At 60.6% G+C, this 17,575-nt stretch carries 18 protein-coding genes; 12 read left to right on the top strand and 6 right to left on the bottom strand.

Annotation, left to right across the window (positions count from 1 at the left end; all coding sequences use genetic code 11):
• The first annotated feature begins 372 nt into the window (after positions 1–372).
• The 3 genes from BLS51_RS28885 (at position 373) to BLS51_RS28875 (ending at position 3,393) form a co-directional block, all read left to right on the top strand.
• Positions 373–1,692, top strand: a complete 1,320-nt coding sequence (locus BLS51_RS28885; protein WP_090191541.1) for a sensor histidine kinase — start codon at positions 373–375, stop codon at positions 1,690–1,692.
• Positions 1,693–1,761: 69 nt separating this feature from the next.
• The gene (locus BLS51_RS28880) at positions 1,762–2,529 is read left to right on the top strand and encodes a LytR/AlgR family response regulator transcription factor (protein ID WP_090191539.1); all 768 of its coding nucleotides are present in this window, start codon (positions 1,762–1,764) and stop codon (positions 2,527–2,529) included.
• 69 nt (positions 2,530–2,598) lie between these two features.
• Positions 2,599–3,393 carry a sensor histidine kinase gene (locus BLS51_RS28875; protein WP_307188175.1) on the top strand — a complete coding sequence of 265 codons (795 nt, stop codon included), beginning with the start codon at positions 2,599–2,601 and terminating at the stop codon, positions 3,391–3,393.
• A 6-nt stretch (positions 3,394–3,399) separates the two neighbouring features.
• On the opposite strand, the gene BLS51_RS28870 is transcribed toward BLS51_RS28875, so the two are convergent.
• The 3 genes from BLS51_RS28870 to BLS51_RS28860 all read right to left on the bottom strand — a co-directional run bounded on the left by BLS51_RS28870 (position 3,400) and on the right by BLS51_RS28860 (position 6,246).
• Complete coding sequence (locus BLS51_RS28870) at positions 3,400–4,485, bottom strand: porin (RefSeq protein ID WP_229207763.1); 1,086 nt, start codon at positions 4,483–4,485, stop codon at positions 3,400–3,402.
• Between the two features lie 151 nt (positions 4,486–4,636).
• The gene (locus BLS51_RS28865; RefSeq protein WP_090191536.1) at positions 4,637–5,290 is read right to left on the bottom strand and encodes a class I SAM-dependent methyltransferase; all 654 of its coding nucleotides are present in this window, start codon (positions 5,288–5,290) and stop codon (positions 4,637–4,639) included.
• Between the two features lie 14 nt (positions 5,291–5,304).
• Complete coding sequence (locus tag BLS51_RS28860) at positions 5,305–6,246, bottom strand: CysB family HTH-type transcriptional regulator (protein WP_090191534.1); 942 nt, start codon at positions 6,244–6,246, stop codon at positions 5,305–5,307.
• A gap of 153 nt (positions 6,247–6,399) precedes the next feature.
• Between BLS51_RS28860 and BLS51_RS28855 the strand changes: the two genes are divergently transcribed.
• From BLS51_RS28855 to BLS51_RS28815, 9 genes are read left to right on the top strand one after another with little or no spacing between them, the layout of a single operon-like run.
• A complete protein-coding gene (locus BLS51_RS28855; RefSeq protein WP_090191531.1) occupies positions 6,400–8,094 on the top strand; it encodes a nitrite/sulfite reductase in 1,695 nt (564 codons plus the stop codon).
• Positions 8,081–8,665, top strand: a complete 585-nt coding sequence (locus BLS51_RS28850; protein ID WP_175472722.1) for a DUF934 domain-containing protein — start codon at positions 8,081–8,083, stop codon at positions 8,663–8,665. The genes BLS51_RS28855 and BLS51_RS28850 overlap by 14 nt, the downstream gene beginning before the upstream one ends.
• Positions 8,666–8,678: 13 nt before the next feature.
• Positions 8,679–9,395, top strand: coding sequence for a phosphoadenylyl-sulfate reductase (locus BLS51_RS28845; RefSeq protein WP_090191526.1), 717 nt, complete (start codon positions 8,679–8,681; stop codon positions 9,393–9,395).
• 11 nt (positions 9,396–9,406) lie between these two features.
• Complete coding sequence (cysD, locus tag BLS51_RS28840) at positions 9,407–10,336, top strand: sulfate adenylyltransferase subunit CysD (protein WP_090191524.1); 930 nt, start codon at positions 9,407–9,409, stop codon at positions 10,334–10,336.
• Positions 10,336–11,640 (top strand): sulfate adenylyltransferase subunit 1, encoded by a 1,305-nt coding sequence (locus BLS51_RS28835; RefSeq protein ID WP_090191521.1) that lies wholly within the window; start codon positions 10,336–10,338, stop codon positions 11,638–11,640. Before cysD ends, BLS51_RS28835 begins: the two co-directional genes overlap by 1 nt.
• A gap of 56 nt (positions 11,641–11,696) precedes the next feature.
• The gene (gene cobA / locus BLS51_RS28830) at positions 11,697–12,458 is read left to right on the top strand and encodes a uroporphyrinogen-III C-methyltransferase (RefSeq protein WP_090191518.1); all 762 of its coding nucleotides are present in this window, start codon (positions 11,697–11,699) and stop codon (positions 12,456–12,458) included.
• Positions 12,459–12,507: 49 nt separating this feature from the next.
• Entirely contained in the window at positions 12,508–13,221 is a 714-nt protein-coding gene (locus BLS51_RS28825; protein WP_090191516.1) for a hypothetical protein, read from the top strand.
• On the top strand, positions 13,221–13,991 hold the full coding sequence (locus tag BLS51_RS28820) for a glutaminyl-peptide cyclotransferase (RefSeq protein ID WP_090191514.1): 771 nt from the start codon (positions 13,221–13,223) through the stop codon (positions 13,989–13,991). Before BLS51_RS28825 ends, BLS51_RS28820 begins: the two co-directional genes overlap by 1 nt.
• Before the next feature lie 4 nt (positions 13,992–13,995).
• The gene (locus BLS51_RS28815) at positions 13,996–14,814 is read left to right on the top strand and encodes a MipA/OmpV family protein (RefSeq protein ID WP_090191511.1); all 819 of its coding nucleotides are present in this window, start codon (positions 13,996–13,998) and stop codon (positions 14,812–14,814) included.
• 9 nt (positions 14,815–14,823) lie between these two features.
• Here BLS51_RS28815 and BLS51_RS28810 read toward each other — a convergent pair whose 3' ends face one another.
• The 3 genes from BLS51_RS28810 to lptF are packed head-to-tail and all read right to left on the bottom strand — an operon-like array spanning position 14,824 to position 17,512.
• The gene (locus BLS51_RS28810) at positions 14,824–15,204 is read right to left on the bottom strand and encodes a sirohydrochlorin chelatase (protein WP_090191508.1); all 381 of its coding nucleotides are present in this window, start codon (positions 15,202–15,204) and stop codon (positions 14,824–14,826) included.
• Positions 15,205–15,206: 2 nt separating this feature from the next.
• Positions 15,207–16,376 carry an LPS export ABC transporter permease LptG gene (gene lptG, locus BLS51_RS28805; protein WP_090191506.1) on the bottom strand — a complete coding sequence of 390 codons (1,170 nt, stop codon included), beginning with the start codon at positions 16,374–16,376 and terminating at the stop codon, positions 15,207–15,209.
• Positions 16,373–17,512, bottom strand: a complete 1,140-nt coding sequence (gene lptF / locus BLS51_RS28800) for an LPS export ABC transporter permease LptF (protein WP_090191503.1) — start codon at positions 17,510–17,512, stop codon at positions 16,373–16,375. Before lptF ends, lptG begins: the two co-directional genes overlap by 4 nt.
• Positions 17,513–17,575 lie beyond the last annotated feature (63 nt).

Genomic DNA, 17,575 nt, shown 5'->3' with positions numbered 1-17,575 from the left:
GACAGTATTTCTACTGAATATTTCTTTGTTGAGCATTTAATGCTTTTTGTTGCAGCATCAAACGCCCACATTTATCGACTGTAAATTTTTAAAGACCGGTGTCACTTGCTGTTGAAGCGTTTTGTTCATCAGCACAGAAGCGAGATTATGAAGCACTTGATTTATCTCGTCAACCCCTCGTTTTCTTCGTTTCGCTTTGCAGCGTCTGCGTTGTCTTGCGAGGGACAGAACTATAGCAAGCCAAATTCACTTTGACAAGTGCCTGCCGCGTAAATACCGTCTGGTCGCCATTTTTTGCAGACTGTCGCACGCGCATGGCGCGCAGCGGCCGCGCTGGGTACACTTGCATCATGTTAAGAGTGAAAGCCGTTCATGTTTCCTACGCCTAAAACGCAAGACACCTTAAAGACCGCCGGCAGCCTGCTGCATCGTGGCTTTGATGCGATCGTCACCTGGGTTACCCAGCTGTCGTGGTGGAAGTTCCTGGTGTTTGCCATCCTGATGCTGATTGCGGGCTCCATCCTGCAGGACGAGCTGTTCTCCAGCAATCCGGTGCAGGAAGAGATCGAACATGCGCGCACGAACAAGCGCAAAGGCAACGATACGAATATCCGCATCGATGACAGTGGCATTCACTTCAGCCAGCGCGGCAAGATCCGCAACAAGAATACCGAGGATGGCCAGGCGGCGCCCGTCACCGAGCCGGAAGCACCAGAAGCACCGGCCGACGCTGAAGCTCCCGAGGCGCCGGCGGCGCCAGCCGCGCCAGCCAAGGCCAGCAAACCCGGCATGGCGTCCGTCCCTTCCCTGCCTTCGCTGCCGGGCGAGGAAGTTCACATCGATTTGCCGCCGCAGATTGGCGAGGAGCTGTCGAATGCCATCGAGGAGGCGGTCGATGACGCCGCCGAGCAGAAAGTCGCCCGCTACCACGGCCAGGCCTCGACCTGGTTCAAGAGCTTCATCACGCTGCTGGTGCTGGCCCTGTTCGGCACCAAGTTCCTGATGGGCAGTAAAAAGCGCGCCGAGGCCGAAACCCAGTCCGCCAACGCTGCCGCCGAGCGCGAATCCATGCAGCGCCAGCTCAGCGAAGCCAAGATGCAAATGATGCAGGCCCAAGTCGAGCCGCACTTCCTGTTCAACACACTGGCTTCGGTCGAGCACCTGATCGAAACCGACCCTCCGCGCGCGTCCGCCATGCAGCGGAGTCTGATCAAATACCTGCGCGCAGTGCTGCCACAGATGCGCGACAGCTCGCTGTTCACCAATCTGGGCCGCGAAACCGACATGGTGGAAGCCTATCTCAACCTGCTGAAAATGCGCATGGAAGAACGCCTCACCGTCGAGATCGACGTGCCGGAAGGCCTGCGCACCGCCGCCTTCCCGCCGATGATGCTGCAATCGATGGTGGAAAACGCCATCAAGCACGGCCTGGAAGGCAAGCCGGAAGGCGGCACGCTGAAAGTGCGCGCCGATGTCGCCCACAACAAGCTGCGCGTGATCGTCATCGACAATGGCCTGGGCTTCGGCGCCAAGCCTAGCGACGGCACCGGCCTCGGCCTGACCAACATCCGCGAGCGGCTGAAACTGCTGCACGGCGAGCAGGGGCAGCTGCTGATCGCCGCCAATAGTCCGAGCGGCGTGATCGTCACCATCGAGGTGCCATATCAGCTGGCCAAGCAAACCCAAAAATAACAGCGATTGATTATTACGCCGATTCGTTGAATAATTAATTAAATAATTAACACTTCACACCCGAACACAATGCCTACAGCAATCATTGCAGATGACGAACGTTTGATGCGCGACCAGTTGCGCATGCGCCTGGGCCAGGTCTGGCCCGAACTGGACATTATTGGCGAAGCCAAGAACGGCGACGAAGCCATCGAGCTGGTTGACCAGCTGAAGCCGGACTTCACCTTCCTGGATATCCGCATGCCGGGCAAGACCGGCATGGAAGCTGCCAGCGTCATCGGCAACAAGAGCAATATCGTGTTTGTCACCGCCTACGATGCCTACGCGGTGGAGGCCTTCGAGCGCGGCGCCATTGACTACGTGCTGAAACCGCCGGAGCCGGAGCGTCTGCAAGTCACCGTCGACCGCCTCAAGACCCGCCTCAGCAAGCCGGCCGCCGCAGTCGACGTCAACGCCAGCGTGACCGCCATGCTGGCCCAGCTGACCGAAAAGATCGCCGCACCGAAACCAGCCCACCTGCAATGGATACAGGCCAGCATCGGCCAGGACCTGCGCATGATCCCGGTCGAGGAAATCCTGTTCTTCCGTTCCGACGAGAAGTACACCTGCGTGCAGACCGAGAAATATGAAGCGCTGATCCGCAAGCCGGTGCGCGACCTGGCCGAAGAACTGGACCCGGCGCTGTTCTGGCAGATTCACCGCGCCACGCTGGTCAACGTCAACGCCATCGAAGGCGTGACGCGCGACATCCGTGGCCGCCACCTGGTGATGATCAAGGGCCGCTCCGACAAGCTGGAAGTCAGCCGCAGCTTCCTGCATCTGTTTAAACAGATGTAAATCAAATCCCCTTCCCCGCTTCTGCTTTAGTGTGATTCCACGCGGCCCGCCGGCCGCATGGAGTTGCACATGCATCGCCTTCCCTCTTCCCTGCTGATATTGGCCGCGCTGGCCCTGGGCGCACGCCTGTGCTGGCGCCTGGGCCAGACCGCCGAGACGCCGGCGCAGGCCGCGCGCGTCCAGGTGCAAGAGCAGCTGGAGCAATCGTATTCGCAGCTGCGCGAGCTGTCGGCAACGCTGCAGACCATCCGCGAGGAAGAACGCAAGCACATCGCCCGCGAGCTGCATGATGATCTCGGCCAGTTGCTGGCGACCTTGCGCGGCGACCTGGCGCTGCTGCAACGGCAAAGCAGCAACAATGCCGCCGCGCGCCGGCTGCAAGCCGGCATGGATGAATTGCTGATGTCCGCGATCAGCTCGCTGCGCCGCATCGCCGGCAATCTGCGCCCGCGCGCGCTGGATGAAGGAGGCTTGTATTTCGCGCTGAAGAGCCTGCGCCAGGGATTCGTCGAGCGCAACAACATTGCCTGCACGCTGGACGCGAATGAAGAGGATCTGGTACTTGATGATAACTACAGCACGGCAATCTTCCGCATTGCGCAGGAAGCGCTGACCAATATTGCCCGCCACACCAAGGCGCGCAAGGTGACGCTGTCACTCTACCGCCAGGAAGGAAACCTGCATGTGACAATACATGATGACGGCCGGGGCATCGCCGAAAAAGACATGGACAAGGCATCGTCCTTTGGCCTGATCGGGATGCGCGAACGCGTCTGGGCACTGCATGGCGAGATCGCCATCGTCAGCGACGGCGGCACGCGGATCATGATCCGCCTGCCGCTGCCACCGCCGGAAACTGCTTAGACCAGCTTAGAACGCGTGACGGATGCCGACGTTGAAGGCTTTGTCGCCGCTACCAGCCTCGTTGTTGTTACCCACGGTGTAGCCAGCGCCGTTCTTGTTCTTGATCTTGGCGTACGACACATACGCGCCGGTACGCTTCGACAGCGAGTACAGGTAGCCCAGCGCGAACTGGTTGGCGTCCTGGTTGTTGGCGGTCTTGTCATCCTTGCGGATGTACGACGTCATGAAGTAACCGTTGCCAGCAGGGATCTGCGCGCCGATCAGGATGTCGTTGCTGTCGGTGCTAGCCTTTGGTGCCACGGCGAAGCCGTAAGCGTTGGCCACGGGGATCTGGGCGCTGTTCACGCCTTTGTCGGCGCTGTAAGCGAAGTAAGCCTTGATGACTTTGAAGTCGTAGTTGGCGGCGAACATGGTGTTGCGGCCGGTGTCCTGTGCCTTGGCTGGGGTAGTGCCAACCGCAGCGGTGTCGTTGTTCTTGTTGTTGTACACCAGACGCGCGTTCAGCGGGCCTTGTGCGTAGTTCAGGCCGAAGCCGAACTGGCGGCCGGCGGTGGCGCTGCCAGCCTGTTCGCCCAGCGCGTACAGGGCTTCAGCGCTGAAGCCGCCCATGGTTGGGGTGGCGTAGACGATGGCGTTGCTCACGCGGGTGTTGGCGCCAGCCGATGGGAACAGGTTTTTGATGGTGCCGGCATAGCCTGCGCCGAATGGGTCGGCTACCTGGCTTTGCGCGTTGTACAGCATGGTGTATTGACGGCCGATGGTCAGCTGGCCGGCGTCTTTGGATTTCAGGCCAACGAAGGCCTGGCGGTTGAAGATCGAGTTGGCGGTGTCCAGCGAGCCGTCGTCAGCTTTGAAGCCGGTTTCCATCTGGAAGATCGCCGACAGACCATTGCCCAGGTCTTCCGTGCCACGGAAACCCAGACGCGATTGGCCGCCGATACCGCTGGTGACTTTGGTCACGGAGCCATTGACACCGCCACGTTCGCTCACGATACCTGCATCCACCAGGCCGTAGATGGTGACGTTCGATTGCGCTTGGGCTTGTGCAGCGAAGCCGCCGATGATCAGTGCTGCCAGAGTAAGTTTTTTCACTTGATGTTCTCTACTTAAGGTTGAAGGGCTACGTGTTGAATCCACGGCCGAGATCTTGCCTATCAATTACTTCAACAATGTGACAAAGCCAATTTGTTGTAAATGAACATCAGTGGACGAAAAAAAAAGCCGCTGTTTAGCGGCTTTTTAATCACTTAAGACGGCAACTTAGCAGGTAGTAGTACTGCAAGCGCTCGATGCGGAACTGTTTCGCATGGTTGGTGAAGCGTTTGCGCAGCGTGCTGTCGGTCAGGTAATTCTTGAGGATTTCGTAACGCTGCCCATCGTCGGCGGTCAGAATCTGATAGGTATTGCCTTCCGCATCGGTGCGCGCGATGACCATCGAGTTGCCATCGACATATGACTCGTCCAGCAGCACCAGCAGCACGTCCTTGCCCAGCTTGGCACGCAGCGTCTTCAGGTATTTCTCGTACTGCTCGCGCGGCAGGTGCGCCCACAGGCCGGCGGCAAACACGGCAGTGTACTGCCCTTCCAGGCCGTCCGGCAGGTTGAAGGCGTCCATCTGCTCGAAGGTGACGATGGCTTCGTCAAGGCCACGGGTGGCGGCCAGATCCAGCATCTCCTGTGAAATATCGGTGGCGTGCACCGACTCGGCCACTTCCGAGATCAGGTCGGTCCAGTAAGCGGTGCCGCAAGCCAGTTCCAGCACCTTGTGATCCTGGAACAGCTCGGCGATCATTTCCTGCAAATCGTCCAGGTCGTCGTAGCGTTCTTCCTGGGCGTAGACCTGGTCATAGTTGTCCGCGTTGACGGCGTAATATTGTGTCAACTGGTTGGTAATCATGTTGATGCTTTCTTTTATAGTTCGTAGTTATCTTTTTCACCGCTCATGGCCTGCTCGATCAACTTGCGGTTGAGCGTAGGCGCCAGCAGTTCAATAAAGGTGTAGATATAGCTGCGCAGATAGGCGCCCTGCTTGACCGCCACCCGCGATACGTTCATGCCAAACAGGTGGCCGACAGGGATGGCGCGCAGGTTCTTGTCGCGCTCGGCGTCGAAGGCCATGCCCGCTATGATACCAATCCCCATGCCCAACTCCACATAAGTCTTGATGACGTCGGCATCGATGGCTTCCAGCAACACGTCCAGCTTCAGGCCGCGCAGCGAAAACGCGTGGTCGATCTTGCTACGGCCGGCAAAGGCGCCATCATACGTGATGATGGGGAAAGCCGCGATCTCTTCCAGCGTCGGCTGCTTGTTGCGCAGCAGCGGATGGTCGGGCGGCACCACCACCACGTGCTCCCATTGATAGCATGGCAACGTCACCAGCCCGGTGACGCCAGCGATCGATTCGGTGGCGATACAGATGTCGGCCTGGTCGCGCTGGACCATCTCGGCGATCTGCTGCGGATTACCTTGCAATAAAGACAATCGCACTTTCGGGAACTTGACCATGAAAGCCTGTACCACCTTGGGCAAGGTGTAGCGCGCCTGCGTATGCGTGGTGGCGATGGTGAAACTGCCACTGTCCTGGGCTGCGTATTCCTTGCCGATGCGTTTCAGGCTGTCGATCTCCTGCATAACCAGTTCCACTGATTGCAGCACCAGCCGCCCCGGCTCGGTCAGGCCACGGATACGCTTGCCGTGGCGGGTGAAAATATCGACACCCAGCTCTTCTTCCAGTTCGATAATCGCTTTGGACACGCCCGGCTGCGAGGTGAACAGCGCCTTGGCGGCATCGGTCAAATTGTAATTCTGGCGTACTGCTTCGCGCACAAAGCGCAGTTGATGAAGGTTCATTGCAGGTCTTGGCCCATCTTAAAATTATTTGCGTCCATGCTTATGCCCAATCCTTATATAAGCAAATAAAGACTAAGTCGTATGGAATAAAGACGAAGTTTATTACTATTAGCGCTAGTTTGGGGAATCAGCGACTATCCAGGAAGAATATTCATGTATCAATACGACCAGTATGACCACCTTATCGTCCGTGAGCGCATCGCCCAGTACCGCGACCAGGTACGCCGCCGCCTGTCCGATGAGCTGACCGAAGCCGAATTCCTGCCATTGCGCCTGCAAAACGGCCTGTACATGCAGCGCCACGCCTATATGTTGCGTATCGCCGTGCCATATGGCCTGCTCGCCAGCAAGCAAATGCGCATGTTCGCGCATATTGCCCGCAAGTACGATCGCGGCTATGGCCACTTCACCACCCGTCAAAACATCCAGTTTAACTGGATTGAGCTGGAACAGACCCCGGATATTCTGACCGACCTGGCCTCGGTGGAAATGCACGCCATCCAGACCTCGGGCAACTGCATCCGCAACACCACGTCCGATCCGTATGCCGGCGTGGCCGCCGACGAGATCATCGATCCGCGTCCGTATGCCGAGGTGCTGCGCCAGTGGTCGACCTTCCACCCTGAATTCATCGCCCTGCCGCGCAAGTTCAAGGTCGCCATCAATGGCGCCGTCGAAGACCGCGCGGCGATCGCCATCCACGACATCGGCCTGACCGTGGTGCGCAACGATGCTGGCGAAATCGGCTTCAAGTTCATGGCAGGCGGCGGCATGGGCCGTACGCCGATCATCGGCAGCGTGATCCGCGAATTCCTGCCGTGGCAGCATCTGCTGACCTACACCGAAGCCGTGATGCGCGTGTATAACCAGCACGGCCGCCGCGACAACAAATACAAGGCCCGCATCAAGATCCTGCTGAAGGCACTGGGCGTGGAAGAATTCACCCGCCAGGTGGAAGCGGAATGGGTCGACCTGAAAGACGGTCCGGAAACCCTGACTACCGAAGAGATGCAGCGCATCATCGACTACTTCCAGCCGCCGCAGTACAAACAGCTGGATGACTCCGACGTGGTGGCAGCGCAAGCCGGCAACAAGGCTTTCGCCAACTGGGTTAACCGTAACATCAAGCCGCACAAGGTGCCGGGTTACGCCGCCGTGGTGCTGTCGCTGAAAAAAACCGGCGTGCCGCCGGGCGACGCCACCGCCGAGCAGATGGACTTCATGGCCGACCTGGCGGACCGCTACAGTTTCGGCGAACTGCGCGTCACCCACGAACAGAACGTGGTGCTGGCCGACGTCGAGCAGTCGCAGTTGTTCGCGCTGTGGCAGGAAGCCAAGGCGCACGGTCTGGCGACGCCGAACATCGGCCTGCTGACCGACATGATCTGCTGCCCGGGCGGCGATTTCTGCTCGCTGGCCAATGCCAAGTCGCTGCCGATTGCCGCCGCCATCTCGGAGCGCTTCGATAACCTCGACTACCAGCACGACATCGGCGAGATCGAACTGAATATCTCAGGCTGCATCAACGCCTGCGGCCACCACCACGTCGGCAGCATCGGCGTGCTGGGCGTGGATAAAGACGGCAGTGAATGGTATCAGGTGTCGATCGGCGGCGCGCAAGGCAACAAGGCCGCCATCGGCAAGATCATCGGCCCATCGTTCTCCGCGCTGCAAATGCCGGAAGTGATCGACCGCCTGCTGCAGGTTTATCTGCGTGACCGTTTTGAGGGTGAATCGTTTGCCGAATGCGTTGCGCGCATCGGTGTCGCCCCGTTCAAGGAATTTGTGTACGCCACGCCGATCGCTGAAAAAGGCGGCCGCCTGGTTGGAGAGGATGAATATGTCTAAGCATTTGATGATCAAGGGCCGTGAGGTGGTAGAAGATGATTGGCAGGTGCTGCGCCTGGCCGAGCCGGTCGAAGGCGCGCCGGCGGTCGATCCCGCCACCGTGGCCGTCCCTGAAGGCAAATTCATCGTTCCTTTGAGCCTGTGGCTGGTGCAGCGCGAGGTACTGGCGGCGCGCACCGCCGCCGGCGACATCGCCGTGTGGATCGCGCCGGACGAACGCCCGGAAACGCTGAAAGGCTTGCTGGAGCAGTTCCCGCTGATCGCGGTCGACTTCCCGAAATTCACCGATGGCCGTGGCTACTCGATCGCCTACAACCTGCGCACCCGCCTGGGCTGGAGCGGTGAACTGCGCGCCATCGGCGATGTGCTGCGCGACCAGCTGTTCTCGATGCAGCGCGTGGGCTTCGACGCCTACTCGGTGCGCGCCGACCGCGACGTGCACGATGCGCTGAAAGGCCTGTCCGACTTCTCCGAAACCTATCAGGCTTCGGTGGATCAGAAGGTGCCGCTGTTCCGCCGTCACGCACGTCCGACACCGGCTGCAAGCAACAACGACGGCGCTGGCATCTGATTGGAGTAGTCCCATGAGTGACTTAAGCAAGCTGATTGCGGACACGCGCGCCACGCTGTCCCGCATCGCCAGCGACTTTACCCCGGCCGTCTTCGCGTCCTCACTGGCGGCGGAAGACATGGTACTGACCGACCTGATACTGAAGGGCAGCTACGACATCGGCATCTTCTCGCTGGAAACCGGCCGCCTGCACCAGGAAACGCTGGCCATGCTCGACAAAGTGAAAGAGCACTACGGCTACCAGATCGAAGTGTTCAAGCCGCAGCAGGACGCGGTGGACGCCTACGTTGCGCAGAATGGCCTGAACGCCTTCTACGACAGCGTCGAGATGCGCAAGGAATGCTGCCGCATCCGCAAGGTCGAACCGCTGGGCCGCGCGCTGCTGGGCAAAAAGGCCTGGGTCACCGGCCAGCGCCGCGCGCAAGCCGCCACCCGTGGTTCGCTGATGGTCGAGGAAGATGATGCCGCCCACTTCATGACCAAGTTTAATCCGCTGGCCGATTGGTCCGAGGAAGACGTCTGGCACTACATCCGCGAAAACGGCGTGCCGTACAACGCGCTGCATGACCAGGGTTATCCGTCGATCGGCTGCGAACCGTGTACCCGAGCCATCCAGCCAGGTGAAGATGTCCGCGCCGGTCGCTGGTGGTGGGAGAACCCGGAATCGAAAGAATGCGGCCTCCACGTCGTCGACGGCAAACTGATACGCATAAAATCTGTCGCAGCCTGAAAGAAATTCAAATGAACGCTTTAGTAGAAAACAACGCGCATATGAACTCGCGCCATCTCGATGCACTGGAATCGGAAGCGATCCACATCATGCGCGAAGTCGCTGCCGAATGCAGCAACCCTGCCCTGCTATTCTCGGGCGGCAAGGACTCGGTGGTGCTGCTGCGCATCGCCGAGAAGGCTTTCCGTCCGGGTAAATTCCCGTTCCCGCTGGTGCACGTCGACACCGGCCACAACTTCCCGGAAGTGATTACCTTCCGCGACAAGCGCGTGGCCGAACTGGGCGAACGCCTGATCGTCGGCTCGGTGGAAGACTCGATCAAGAAGGGCACTGTGCGCCTGCGTAATCCGCAGACCGATTCGCGCAACGCTGCCCAGGCGGTGACGCTGCTGGAAACCATCGCCGAACACGGCTTCGACGCCTGCATCGGCGGCGCCCGCCGCGACGAAGAGAAGGCCCGCGCCAAGGAGCGCATCTTCTCCTTCCGCGACGAATTCGGCCAGTGGGACCCGAAATCGCAACGCCCGGAACTGTGGGACCTGTATAACACCCGCGTCCACCCAGGCGAGAACATGCGCGTGTTCCCGATCTCGAACTGGACCGAGCTGGATGTGTGGCAGTACATCGCCCGCGAAAAGCTGGAACTGCCGCCGATCTACTTCGCCCACGAGCGGGAAGTCATTCCGCGCAACGGCCTGCTGGTGCCGGTGACCGATCTGACGCCGCCACGCGACGGCGAAACCGTCGAAAAGCAGGTGGTGCGGTTCCGTACCGTCGGCGATATTTCCTGCACCTGCCCGGTGTCTTCGGACGCGGCGACCGTGGACCAGATCATCGCTGAAACCGCGATCACGCAAGTGACCGAGCGCGGCGCCACCCGCATGGACGACCAGACGTCCGAAGCTTCGATGGAAAAACGTAAAAAAGCAGGATACTTCTAATGACTCAAGTTACGCATAACAACGCCAGCGAACAAAGCCTGCTGCGCTTTATCACCGCCGGTTCCGTCGACGACGGCAAGTCCACCCTGATCGGCCGCCTGCTGTTCGACAGCAAAGGCATCTTTGCCGACCAGCTGGACGCCATGTCGCGCTCCAAGCACAAGCGCACCGTTGGCGACACCGTCGACCTGTCGCTGCTGACCGACGGCCTGGAAGCCGAACGCGAACAAGGCATCACCATCGACGTGGCCTACCGCTACTTCGCTACGCCGAAACGCAAGTTCATCATCGCCGACACGCCGGGCCACGAACAGTACACCCGCAACATGGTGACCGGTGCCTCCACCGCCGATGCGGTCATCATCCTGGTCGATGTGTCGAAAGTGAAGCTGCGCGAAGATGGTGGCGTGGACCTGCTGATCCAGACCAAGCGCCACTCGACCATCGCCCACCTGCTGCAGATCGAGCACGTCATCGTCGCGGTCAACAAGATGGACCTGGTGAATTACGATCAGGATGTCTACAACCGCATCATCAAGGCATACGGCGAATTTGCCGCCTCGCTGGGCCTGAAAGACATCACGCCAATTCCGCTGTCCGCGCTGACCGGCGACAATGTGGTGGAAAAGAGCGAGAAGCTGGGCTGGTATCAGGGCCCGACGCTGATCGAGCTGCTGGAATCGCTGTCGGTGTACGACGAATCGCACGACGCACCGTTCCGCTTCCCGGTACAGCTGGTGGCGCGCCACAACGGCCACGAAGCCAATGACTTCCGTGGCTATATGGGCCGCATCGAAGCCGGCAAGGTGTCGGTGGGCGACAAGCTGGTGGTACAGCCTTCGGGCCAGACCGCGACCGTGAAAGACATCGTCACGCTGGAAGGTTCACACCGGTCGGCGGTGGCCGGCCAGTCGATCACGCTGCTGCTGGAAGAATACCTGGACATCTCGCGCGGCGATCTGCTGGCCAGTGCCGACAAGCCGGCCACGCAGCTGAAACAGCTGAAGGCTGACGTATGCTGGATGTCCGACGAACCGCTGGACGTGCGCCGCAAGTACTGGATCAAGCATGGCACCAAGCAGACTTCGGCCAAGGTGAAGGCGATTGAATCCCTGCTGGACATCAACACGCAGCAACGCCATGCAGCGGACGGCCTGAAGCTGAACGACATCGCCACCATCGAGCTGGCAGTGCAGCAGCCGCTGGCGGCCGATGCCTACAGCGATATCCGCGCCACCGGCGCCTTCATCCTGATCGATGAAGTCACCCACCAGACCGTCGCCGCCGGCATGATCCGCCTGTAACCACCCCGCCGTCATTCCTGCCAACGCCGGAATGACGAAGTCAAAGCTGACACGCCATGACCTCTCACGGAAAAGTGTATTTAATCGGCGCCGGCCCCGGCGCGCAGGATCTCATCACCCTGCGCGGCGCGCGCCTGCTGGCGCAAGCCGGCATCGTTCTGCATGACGCGCTGGTGACACCCGAGATGCTGGAACTTTGCCCGCAGGCCGAGAAAATCCCGGTCGGCAAACGCAGCGGCCAGCGCTCGATGGCACAGCAACTCATCAACCAGCAGCTGGTGGAAGCAGCCCAACGTGCGGCGCTCGTGGTGCGACTGAAAGGCGGCGACCCGATGATGTTCGGCCGCGCCGATGAGGAACTGCGCGCGCTGGAGGAAGCCGGCATCGACGTCGAAATCGTCCCCGGTATCACCACCGCGCTGGCCGCCGCAGCCGCCACCAGACAGCCGCTGACCAAGCGTGGCGTCGCCCGCAGCGTGGCCTTCTTCACCTCGTCCACCGCGCCCGAGCACGCGGACCACGACGCCATCCCGGAAACCGACACGCTGGTGCAGTACATGGGAGGCCGCGAAGCCATCGCCACCGCCGAGCGCCTGCTGGCCCACGGCCACGCGCCGGACAAGCCGGTGGTAGTGATCGAAAACGTCAGCCGCCCTGACCAGCAAGTCCACCGCATGACGATCGCCGAACTGACGCAAGGCCTCGGCACGCCGCACGGCCCGGTGCTGGTGATGATCGGCGAAGCGATGCGCCCCCGCCCGCAGCAAAATTTCGATACCGAGATTAGCAAGACAATAGCCACCCAACTCCGCGCCTGAATTCCAGATTTCGGTATTAAAATGTCCATCACGATCACAAGAGGATGTAATGGACACTGTTCAACGACTGGAAAGCGCCTGGAACGCCCACTCTGCCGGCGAATTTGAACCCGCCCTGCAGGAATACATCGCGCTGTTCGACGCCACAGGCAAAGACCCGGAAACTGCGTCGCTGCGCCTGTCCTACGTGCTGGCCGCCTGGGCCAAGCTGGCGGAGGAATACGTGCCGGCGCGCCGCGCGCTGGTCGAGGAGCGCGACCGCATGGCCGCGCAGCTGCCATCGGCGCCCGACTTGTTCCACGATATCCGCATCATCAACGACAAGCTGGGCGACTTGCAAAACACCTACCGCCTGTTTGAGCACCTGTCGGAAGCGCAGGCGCAACAGCATGCGCGCGAAGCGCTGCCGTCGGTCATGGCCTGCGGCGACTACGCGCTGGCACGCCGCCACTTTCCGCATCCCGAGCAGCACCTGGCGCAGGCGGCGGCCGAACTGAATGAACTCAAGAGCCACATCAACGTGCTCACCACCGAAGGCATGGCCGAACTGCTGGCCGACGTATTCAACTACATCACCGAAGTCGCATTGGTGCTGGACTTGCTGAACGGCTGCGGCGATACTGCTGCGGCGGAACGCGCACGCCAGCAGGCCGTCAGCCTGGTGCAGGCGCCGGAAGCCCGCGCCTGCGTGCAAGCGGAGCTGGATGCTCCCGGCACCACGCTGGACGCCATGGTTGAACTACAAAATTCGGTGACTGCATAGTGAACAAGATTTACGCTCAAGCCCTCCTTCTCGCCTCCCTGCTGCCCGCAGCCGCTGTCCAGGCGGCGCTGCCCACCTACGACTACAAGGTGGTGCGCAGCTACCCGCACGACACGCAAGCCTTCACCGAAGGCCTGCTGTATCGCGACGGTTTTCTGTACGAGAGCACGGGCCTGAACGGCAAATCCTCGATCCGCAAGGTCGACCTGGCCAGCGGCAAAATCCTGCAAAGCAAAGACATCCCGCCGCAATACTTCGGCGAAGGCCTGACCGACTGGGGCGACACGCTGGTCGGCCTGACCTGGCAAACGCAGACCGGCTTTGTGTTTGACCTCAAGACCTTCGAAATGAAAAGCCAGTTCGCCTATCCCGGCGAAGGCTGGGGCCTGACGCACAATGGCAAGGAACTGATCATGAGCGACGGCACGGCCACGCTGCGCTTCCTCGATCCGAAAACCTTTCTCGAAGTGCGCCGCGTGAAAGTGACGGCTGACGGCATCGCCGTCAACCAGCTGAATGAACTGGAAGTCGTGGAAGGCGAGATCTTCGCCAACATCTGGCACACCAGCACCATCGCCCGCATCGATCCGGCCAGCGGCAAGATCACTGGCTGGATCGACTTCGGCAAGCTGTACCCGGATGCTGGCAAAGGCCAGAACGGCGAAAACGTCATGAACGGCATCGCCTACGATCCGGTAAAAAAGCGCCTGTTCGTCACCGGCAAGCTGTGGCCGAAGATCTACGAAGTCAACATCGTTCCGCGCAAATAATCCTATGACCATCCGCGCCTGTCTTGGTATCGCCTGTTTAACGCTGGCCGCGACGGCGCAATCGCAGGAACAGCAGCCGGCGTCCAGCCTGCCGCTATGGGAAGCTGGCCTGTTCGGCGGCGCGGCGAGCACACCTGCCTATCCCGGCGCGGAAGACCGTTCCACGCGCGCGCTGGTGCTGCCTATGCTGATCTATCGCGGCAAAATTTTGCGCGCCGACCGCTCCGGCATCGGCGCACGCCTGATCAACACCGAACGGGTCGAACTGGATATCGGCTTTGCGCTGTCGCTGCCGGCACGCTCCAACGATGTCGCGGCGCGTGCCGGCATGCCGGACCTGAACTCGCTGCTGGAATTCGGCCCACGGCTGAAAGTGCAACTGGCCGAACGCATGCGGCTGGAACTGCCGCTGCGCGTGCCGGTCGAACTGCGCAACGGCTTTGCGCGACAGGGCCTGGTGTTCGAGCCGCGACTGGTGTTTGAGACCAGCGACCGGTCCGGCAAGTGGCACGCGGACGCCAACATCGGCGCCGTCTACGGCAACCAGAAACTGAACCAGTATTTTTACGAAGTCGCGCCGCAGTATGTGACGGCGACACGCCCGCGCTATGAGGCAGGCGGCGGCTTGATGATGACACGCTTAGGCGCCAGCCTGTCACGCCAGCTGTCGCCGGACTGGCGCATCTTCGGCTTCGCGCGCTACGATAACCTCAGCCACGCGGCGAATCGTGAGAGTCCGCTCTTCCGCAAGAACAGCGGACTTTCGGCAGGCATAGGCTTTACCTGGACTGCACACCGCTCCACAGCGCGTGCGTGGGATTAGCACACGCTGTCAATGTGGGCTTGATAAAGCGCCGACGCAGTAGTCGGACAATGCCTTGAGCACCGCTGCGTTCTCACCCGCCGCCTCCACCACCTTGATGGCGATTTGCGGGTAGGCGATGCGCAGTTCGTCGATCATCAGCGGCAGGTCGCGCAGCACATGGCCGCCCTGTCCCAGGAACACCGGCACCACGGTGATGTCGCTGATGCTTGCGGCAACCAACGCCGACACCACATCCGGCAGGCGTGGCGTCATCAGTTCCAGATAGGCCAGCTCCACCCGCACCTCAGGCTCGCGCGCCTGGGTCAGGCCGCGCAGCCGCTCGAACGGCGCCGCCCAGGAGGCAGAACGCGCGCCGTGCGCAAACAATACCAATGCACGTTGATTCATCTCTAATGTCTCTCCACCCACCACAAGGCCCCTATCGCCAGTACCAGGAACAACAGGCTAGGCGCAATCGCTGTCAGCATCGCCGGCCAGGTACTCAGCAGGCCCAGATGCGAGAACAGCGTGTTCACCAGCAGGAAGCTGACGCCCAGCATGATGCCGAGGAAGATCTTCAGGCTGACACCACCGCTACGCGTATGCAGATAGCCGAACGGCAGCGCCAGCGCCATCAGCACGAATATCGCCAGCGGATCGAACAGCTTTTTCCAGAACGCGATCTTGAAGCGCTCGGTCTCCTGCTTGTTCTCGATCAGGTGGCGCGTGTACACCGCCAGTTCCACCGCCGACATGCGCTCCGGATCGGAGCGCGACACCGACAGGATGCGCGGTGTGATCTCCGACAACAGGTCCTTGGTGGCGCTGGTGCGCGTTTCGATCAGGCTGGATTCCAGCGCGTAGTTATTGGCCAGATTGGCTTCGATGCCAGGCTTCAGCAGCTCCGGATTGGTGAAGATATTTTCCGTCACATCGCGCAGCAGCCACTTGTTACTGCCCTGGAAAGTGGCGCTCTTGGCCTGCGTGATCGAGCGCAGCCGGAAGCTGTTATCGAATTCGTACAGCTTCACGTCCTTCAGCGTGCCGTCCGGGCGGACTTCCTTGACGTTGAAGAAGCGCGAGCCGGTGACAGTGCCGGTCATGCCTTCGGACTTGACGATATCCTTGGTCCACAGGCCGGAGCGGAATTCGGTGGAGATGGTCGTGCCGCGCGAGGTCAGCTTGAACTTCTCCGCCAGCGGCGCCGTGCGTGGCACCACGAATTCGCCGACCAGGAAGGTGAGGATGACCAGTATCACGCCGATCTTGGCCAGCATCCACGCCACCATGCCGGTCGACATGCTGGATGCGCGCATGATGGTGAATTCCGACGTCGCCGCAAACTGCGCCATCGTGTAGATGGTGCCGATCAGCGCCGCCAGCGGCATCACTTCATACACGTGGCCGGGCAGCTGCGTCAGCACATACAGGAATGCATATTGCACGCCGACGCCGTTCTTGCTGACCTTCGGCAGTTCGCCGGTCAGGTCCATGAAGGCTTGCAGCGCCAGGAACGCCACCAGCACAAAGGCCACGGCTTGCAGTATCGAGACTGCGAAATAGCGTTGCAGGATTTTCATTGCGAGACGACTTTCTTGTTCGCGCCATCGCGCGAACGTTTATACGCGGCGAGCAGCGCCAGCGGATGATATGGGTGGTTCAGGTACAGGCGCCAGGCGAACAGCGCGAACACGGTCAGCGCGGCCGCCAGGTGCAGCGGCCACCAGGACAGCGCGAAGAGGAATTTCCCCTGCCGCACGCTGGACTCCAGCAGCTTGACGAAGTTGTTATAGCTGAAGAAGATCAGCAGCGCGATGATCAGGTTGGCCGAACTGCCGGCGCGCGGATTGACGAAGCCCAGTGGAATCGCCAGCAACAGCAGCACCAGGCAGGTCAGCGGCGATGACATGCGCCACAGCAGCTCGGCGCGCGCGCCGTTGCTGTCGTCGTTCAGCAGCGCCATGGTGGGGATGGAATCGGTGTCCTTGTCGCCTTCCAGGTCCTGCGTCTGGCTGGTGACGCGCATGCTGTAGCTTTCAAACTCCATGGTCTGGAAGTCCGCCTGGCCTGGCGTGCCCTGGTAGCGGCGGCCGTTCTTCAGCACCAGATAGCGCTCGCCTTTCGGCCCGGTGTTGATAATGCCCTCGCGCGCGACGATGACGGCAGTGCCGCGTTCATCGACGGTGTTCACGAACACGTTCTGCACCACCGCCGTCTTGCCGGCCACGCCCTCGACAAAGAAGATACGGTTGGCCGACGCCGACTCCTTGAACTGGCCCGGCGACACCTTTTGCAGGTCTTCGCGCTTTTCAAAGCGCTCGACATATTCGGCGCTTTTCTGCTTGGCCCACGGCGTGGCGACGAAACTCAGCAAGCCGGTGATCAGCACCAGCGGCAGGCCGAACGTGAGAACCGGGACGATCCATCTTGTCAGCGACAGGCCGGAGGCAAACCACACCACCATTTCGGAATCGCGGTAGGTCCGCGTGACCACCATCAGCACGGAAATAAAGCTGGTGAGGATCAGGATAGTTGGCAGATAATTCAGTGTTGCGAAGACGATCAGCGCGACAACGTCGCTGGACGCCACCTTGCCGCCTGCGGCCTTGCCGAGGACTGCGATCAGGGTCCAGGTAACGCAGATACTGAACAGCACCGTGAAAGAAGCGCCGGCCGTATTGGCCATTTCACGTCGTAGGGCGCGTTGAAAGATCATTGAAGATTATAATTCGGTAGTTTGGCCCCGCTTTTAAGCGCAAACTGACGCTATGCGGGACCA

The sequence above is a fragment of the Duganella sp. OV510 genome (genome assembly GCF_900100205.1).
GTDB lineage: Bacteria > Pseudomonadota > Gammaproteobacteria > Burkholderiales > Burkholderiaceae_D > Rugamonas.
Note: the sequence above shows the minus strand (reverse complement) of the source record. Positions and strands in the feature narration are given on the sequence as shown.

Excerpts from the sequence above, each read along its gene's own strand:
- BLS51_RS28885 (WP_090191541.1), top strand. The coding sequence starts at position 373 with ATGTTTCCTACGCCTAAAACGCAAGACACCTTAAAGACCGCCGGCAGC.
- BLS51_RS28880 (WP_090191539.1), top strand. The coding sequence starts at position 1,762 with ATGCCTACAGCAATCATTGCAGATGACGAACGTTTGATGCGCGACCAG.
- BLS51_RS28875 (WP_307188175.1), top strand. The coding sequence starts at position 2,599 with ATGCATCGCCTTCCCTCTTCCCTGCTGATATTGGCCGCGCTGGCCCTG.
- BLS51_RS28865 (WP_090191536.1), bottom strand. The coding sequence starts at position 5,290 with ATGATTACCAACCAGTTGACACAATATTACGCCGTCAACGCGGACAAC.
- BLS51_RS28860 (WP_090191534.1), bottom strand. The coding sequence starts at position 6,246 with ATGAACCTTCATCAACTGCGCTTTGTGCGCGAAGCAGTACGCCAGAAT.
- BLS51_RS28855 (WP_090191531.1), top strand. The coding sequence starts at position 6,400 with ATGTATCAATACGACCAGTATGACCACCTTATCGTCCGTGAGCGCATC.
- BLS51_RS28850 (WP_175472722.1), top strand. The coding sequence starts at position 8,081 with ATGAATATGTCTAAGCATTTGATGATCAAGGGCCGTGAGGTGGTAGAA.
- BLS51_RS28845 (WP_090191526.1), top strand. The coding sequence starts at position 8,679 with ATGAGTGACTTAAGCAAGCTGATTGCGGACACGCGCGCCACGCTGTCC.
- cysD (WP_090191524.1), top strand. The coding sequence starts at position 9,407 with ATGAACGCTTTAGTAGAAAACAACGCGCATATGAACTCGCGCCATCTC.
- BLS51_RS28835 (WP_090191521.1), top strand. The coding sequence starts at position 10,336 with ATGACTCAAGTTACGCATAACAACGCCAGCGAACAAAGCCTGCTGCGC.
- cobA (WP_090191518.1), top strand. The coding sequence starts at position 11,697 with ATGACCTCTCACGGAAAAGTGTATTTAATCGGCGCCGGCCCCGGCGCG.
- BLS51_RS28825 (WP_090191516.1), top strand. The coding sequence starts at position 12,508 with ATGGACACTGTTCAACGACTGGAAAGCGCCTGGAACGCCCACTCTGCC.
- BLS51_RS28815 (WP_090191511.1), top strand. The coding sequence starts at position 13,996 with ATGACCATCCGCGCCTGTCTTGGTATCGCCTGTTTAACGCTGGCCGCG.
- BLS51_RS28810 (WP_090191508.1), bottom strand. The coding sequence starts at position 15,204 with ATGAATCAACGTGCATTGGTATTGTTTGCGCACGGCGCGCGTTCTGCC.
- lptG (WP_090191506.1), bottom strand. The coding sequence starts at position 16,376 with ATGAAAATCCTGCAACGCTATTTCGCAGTCTCGATACTGCAAGCCGTG.
- lptF (WP_090191503.1), bottom strand. The coding sequence starts at position 17,512 with ATGATCTTTCAACGCGCCCTACGACGTGAAATGGCCAATACGGCCGGC.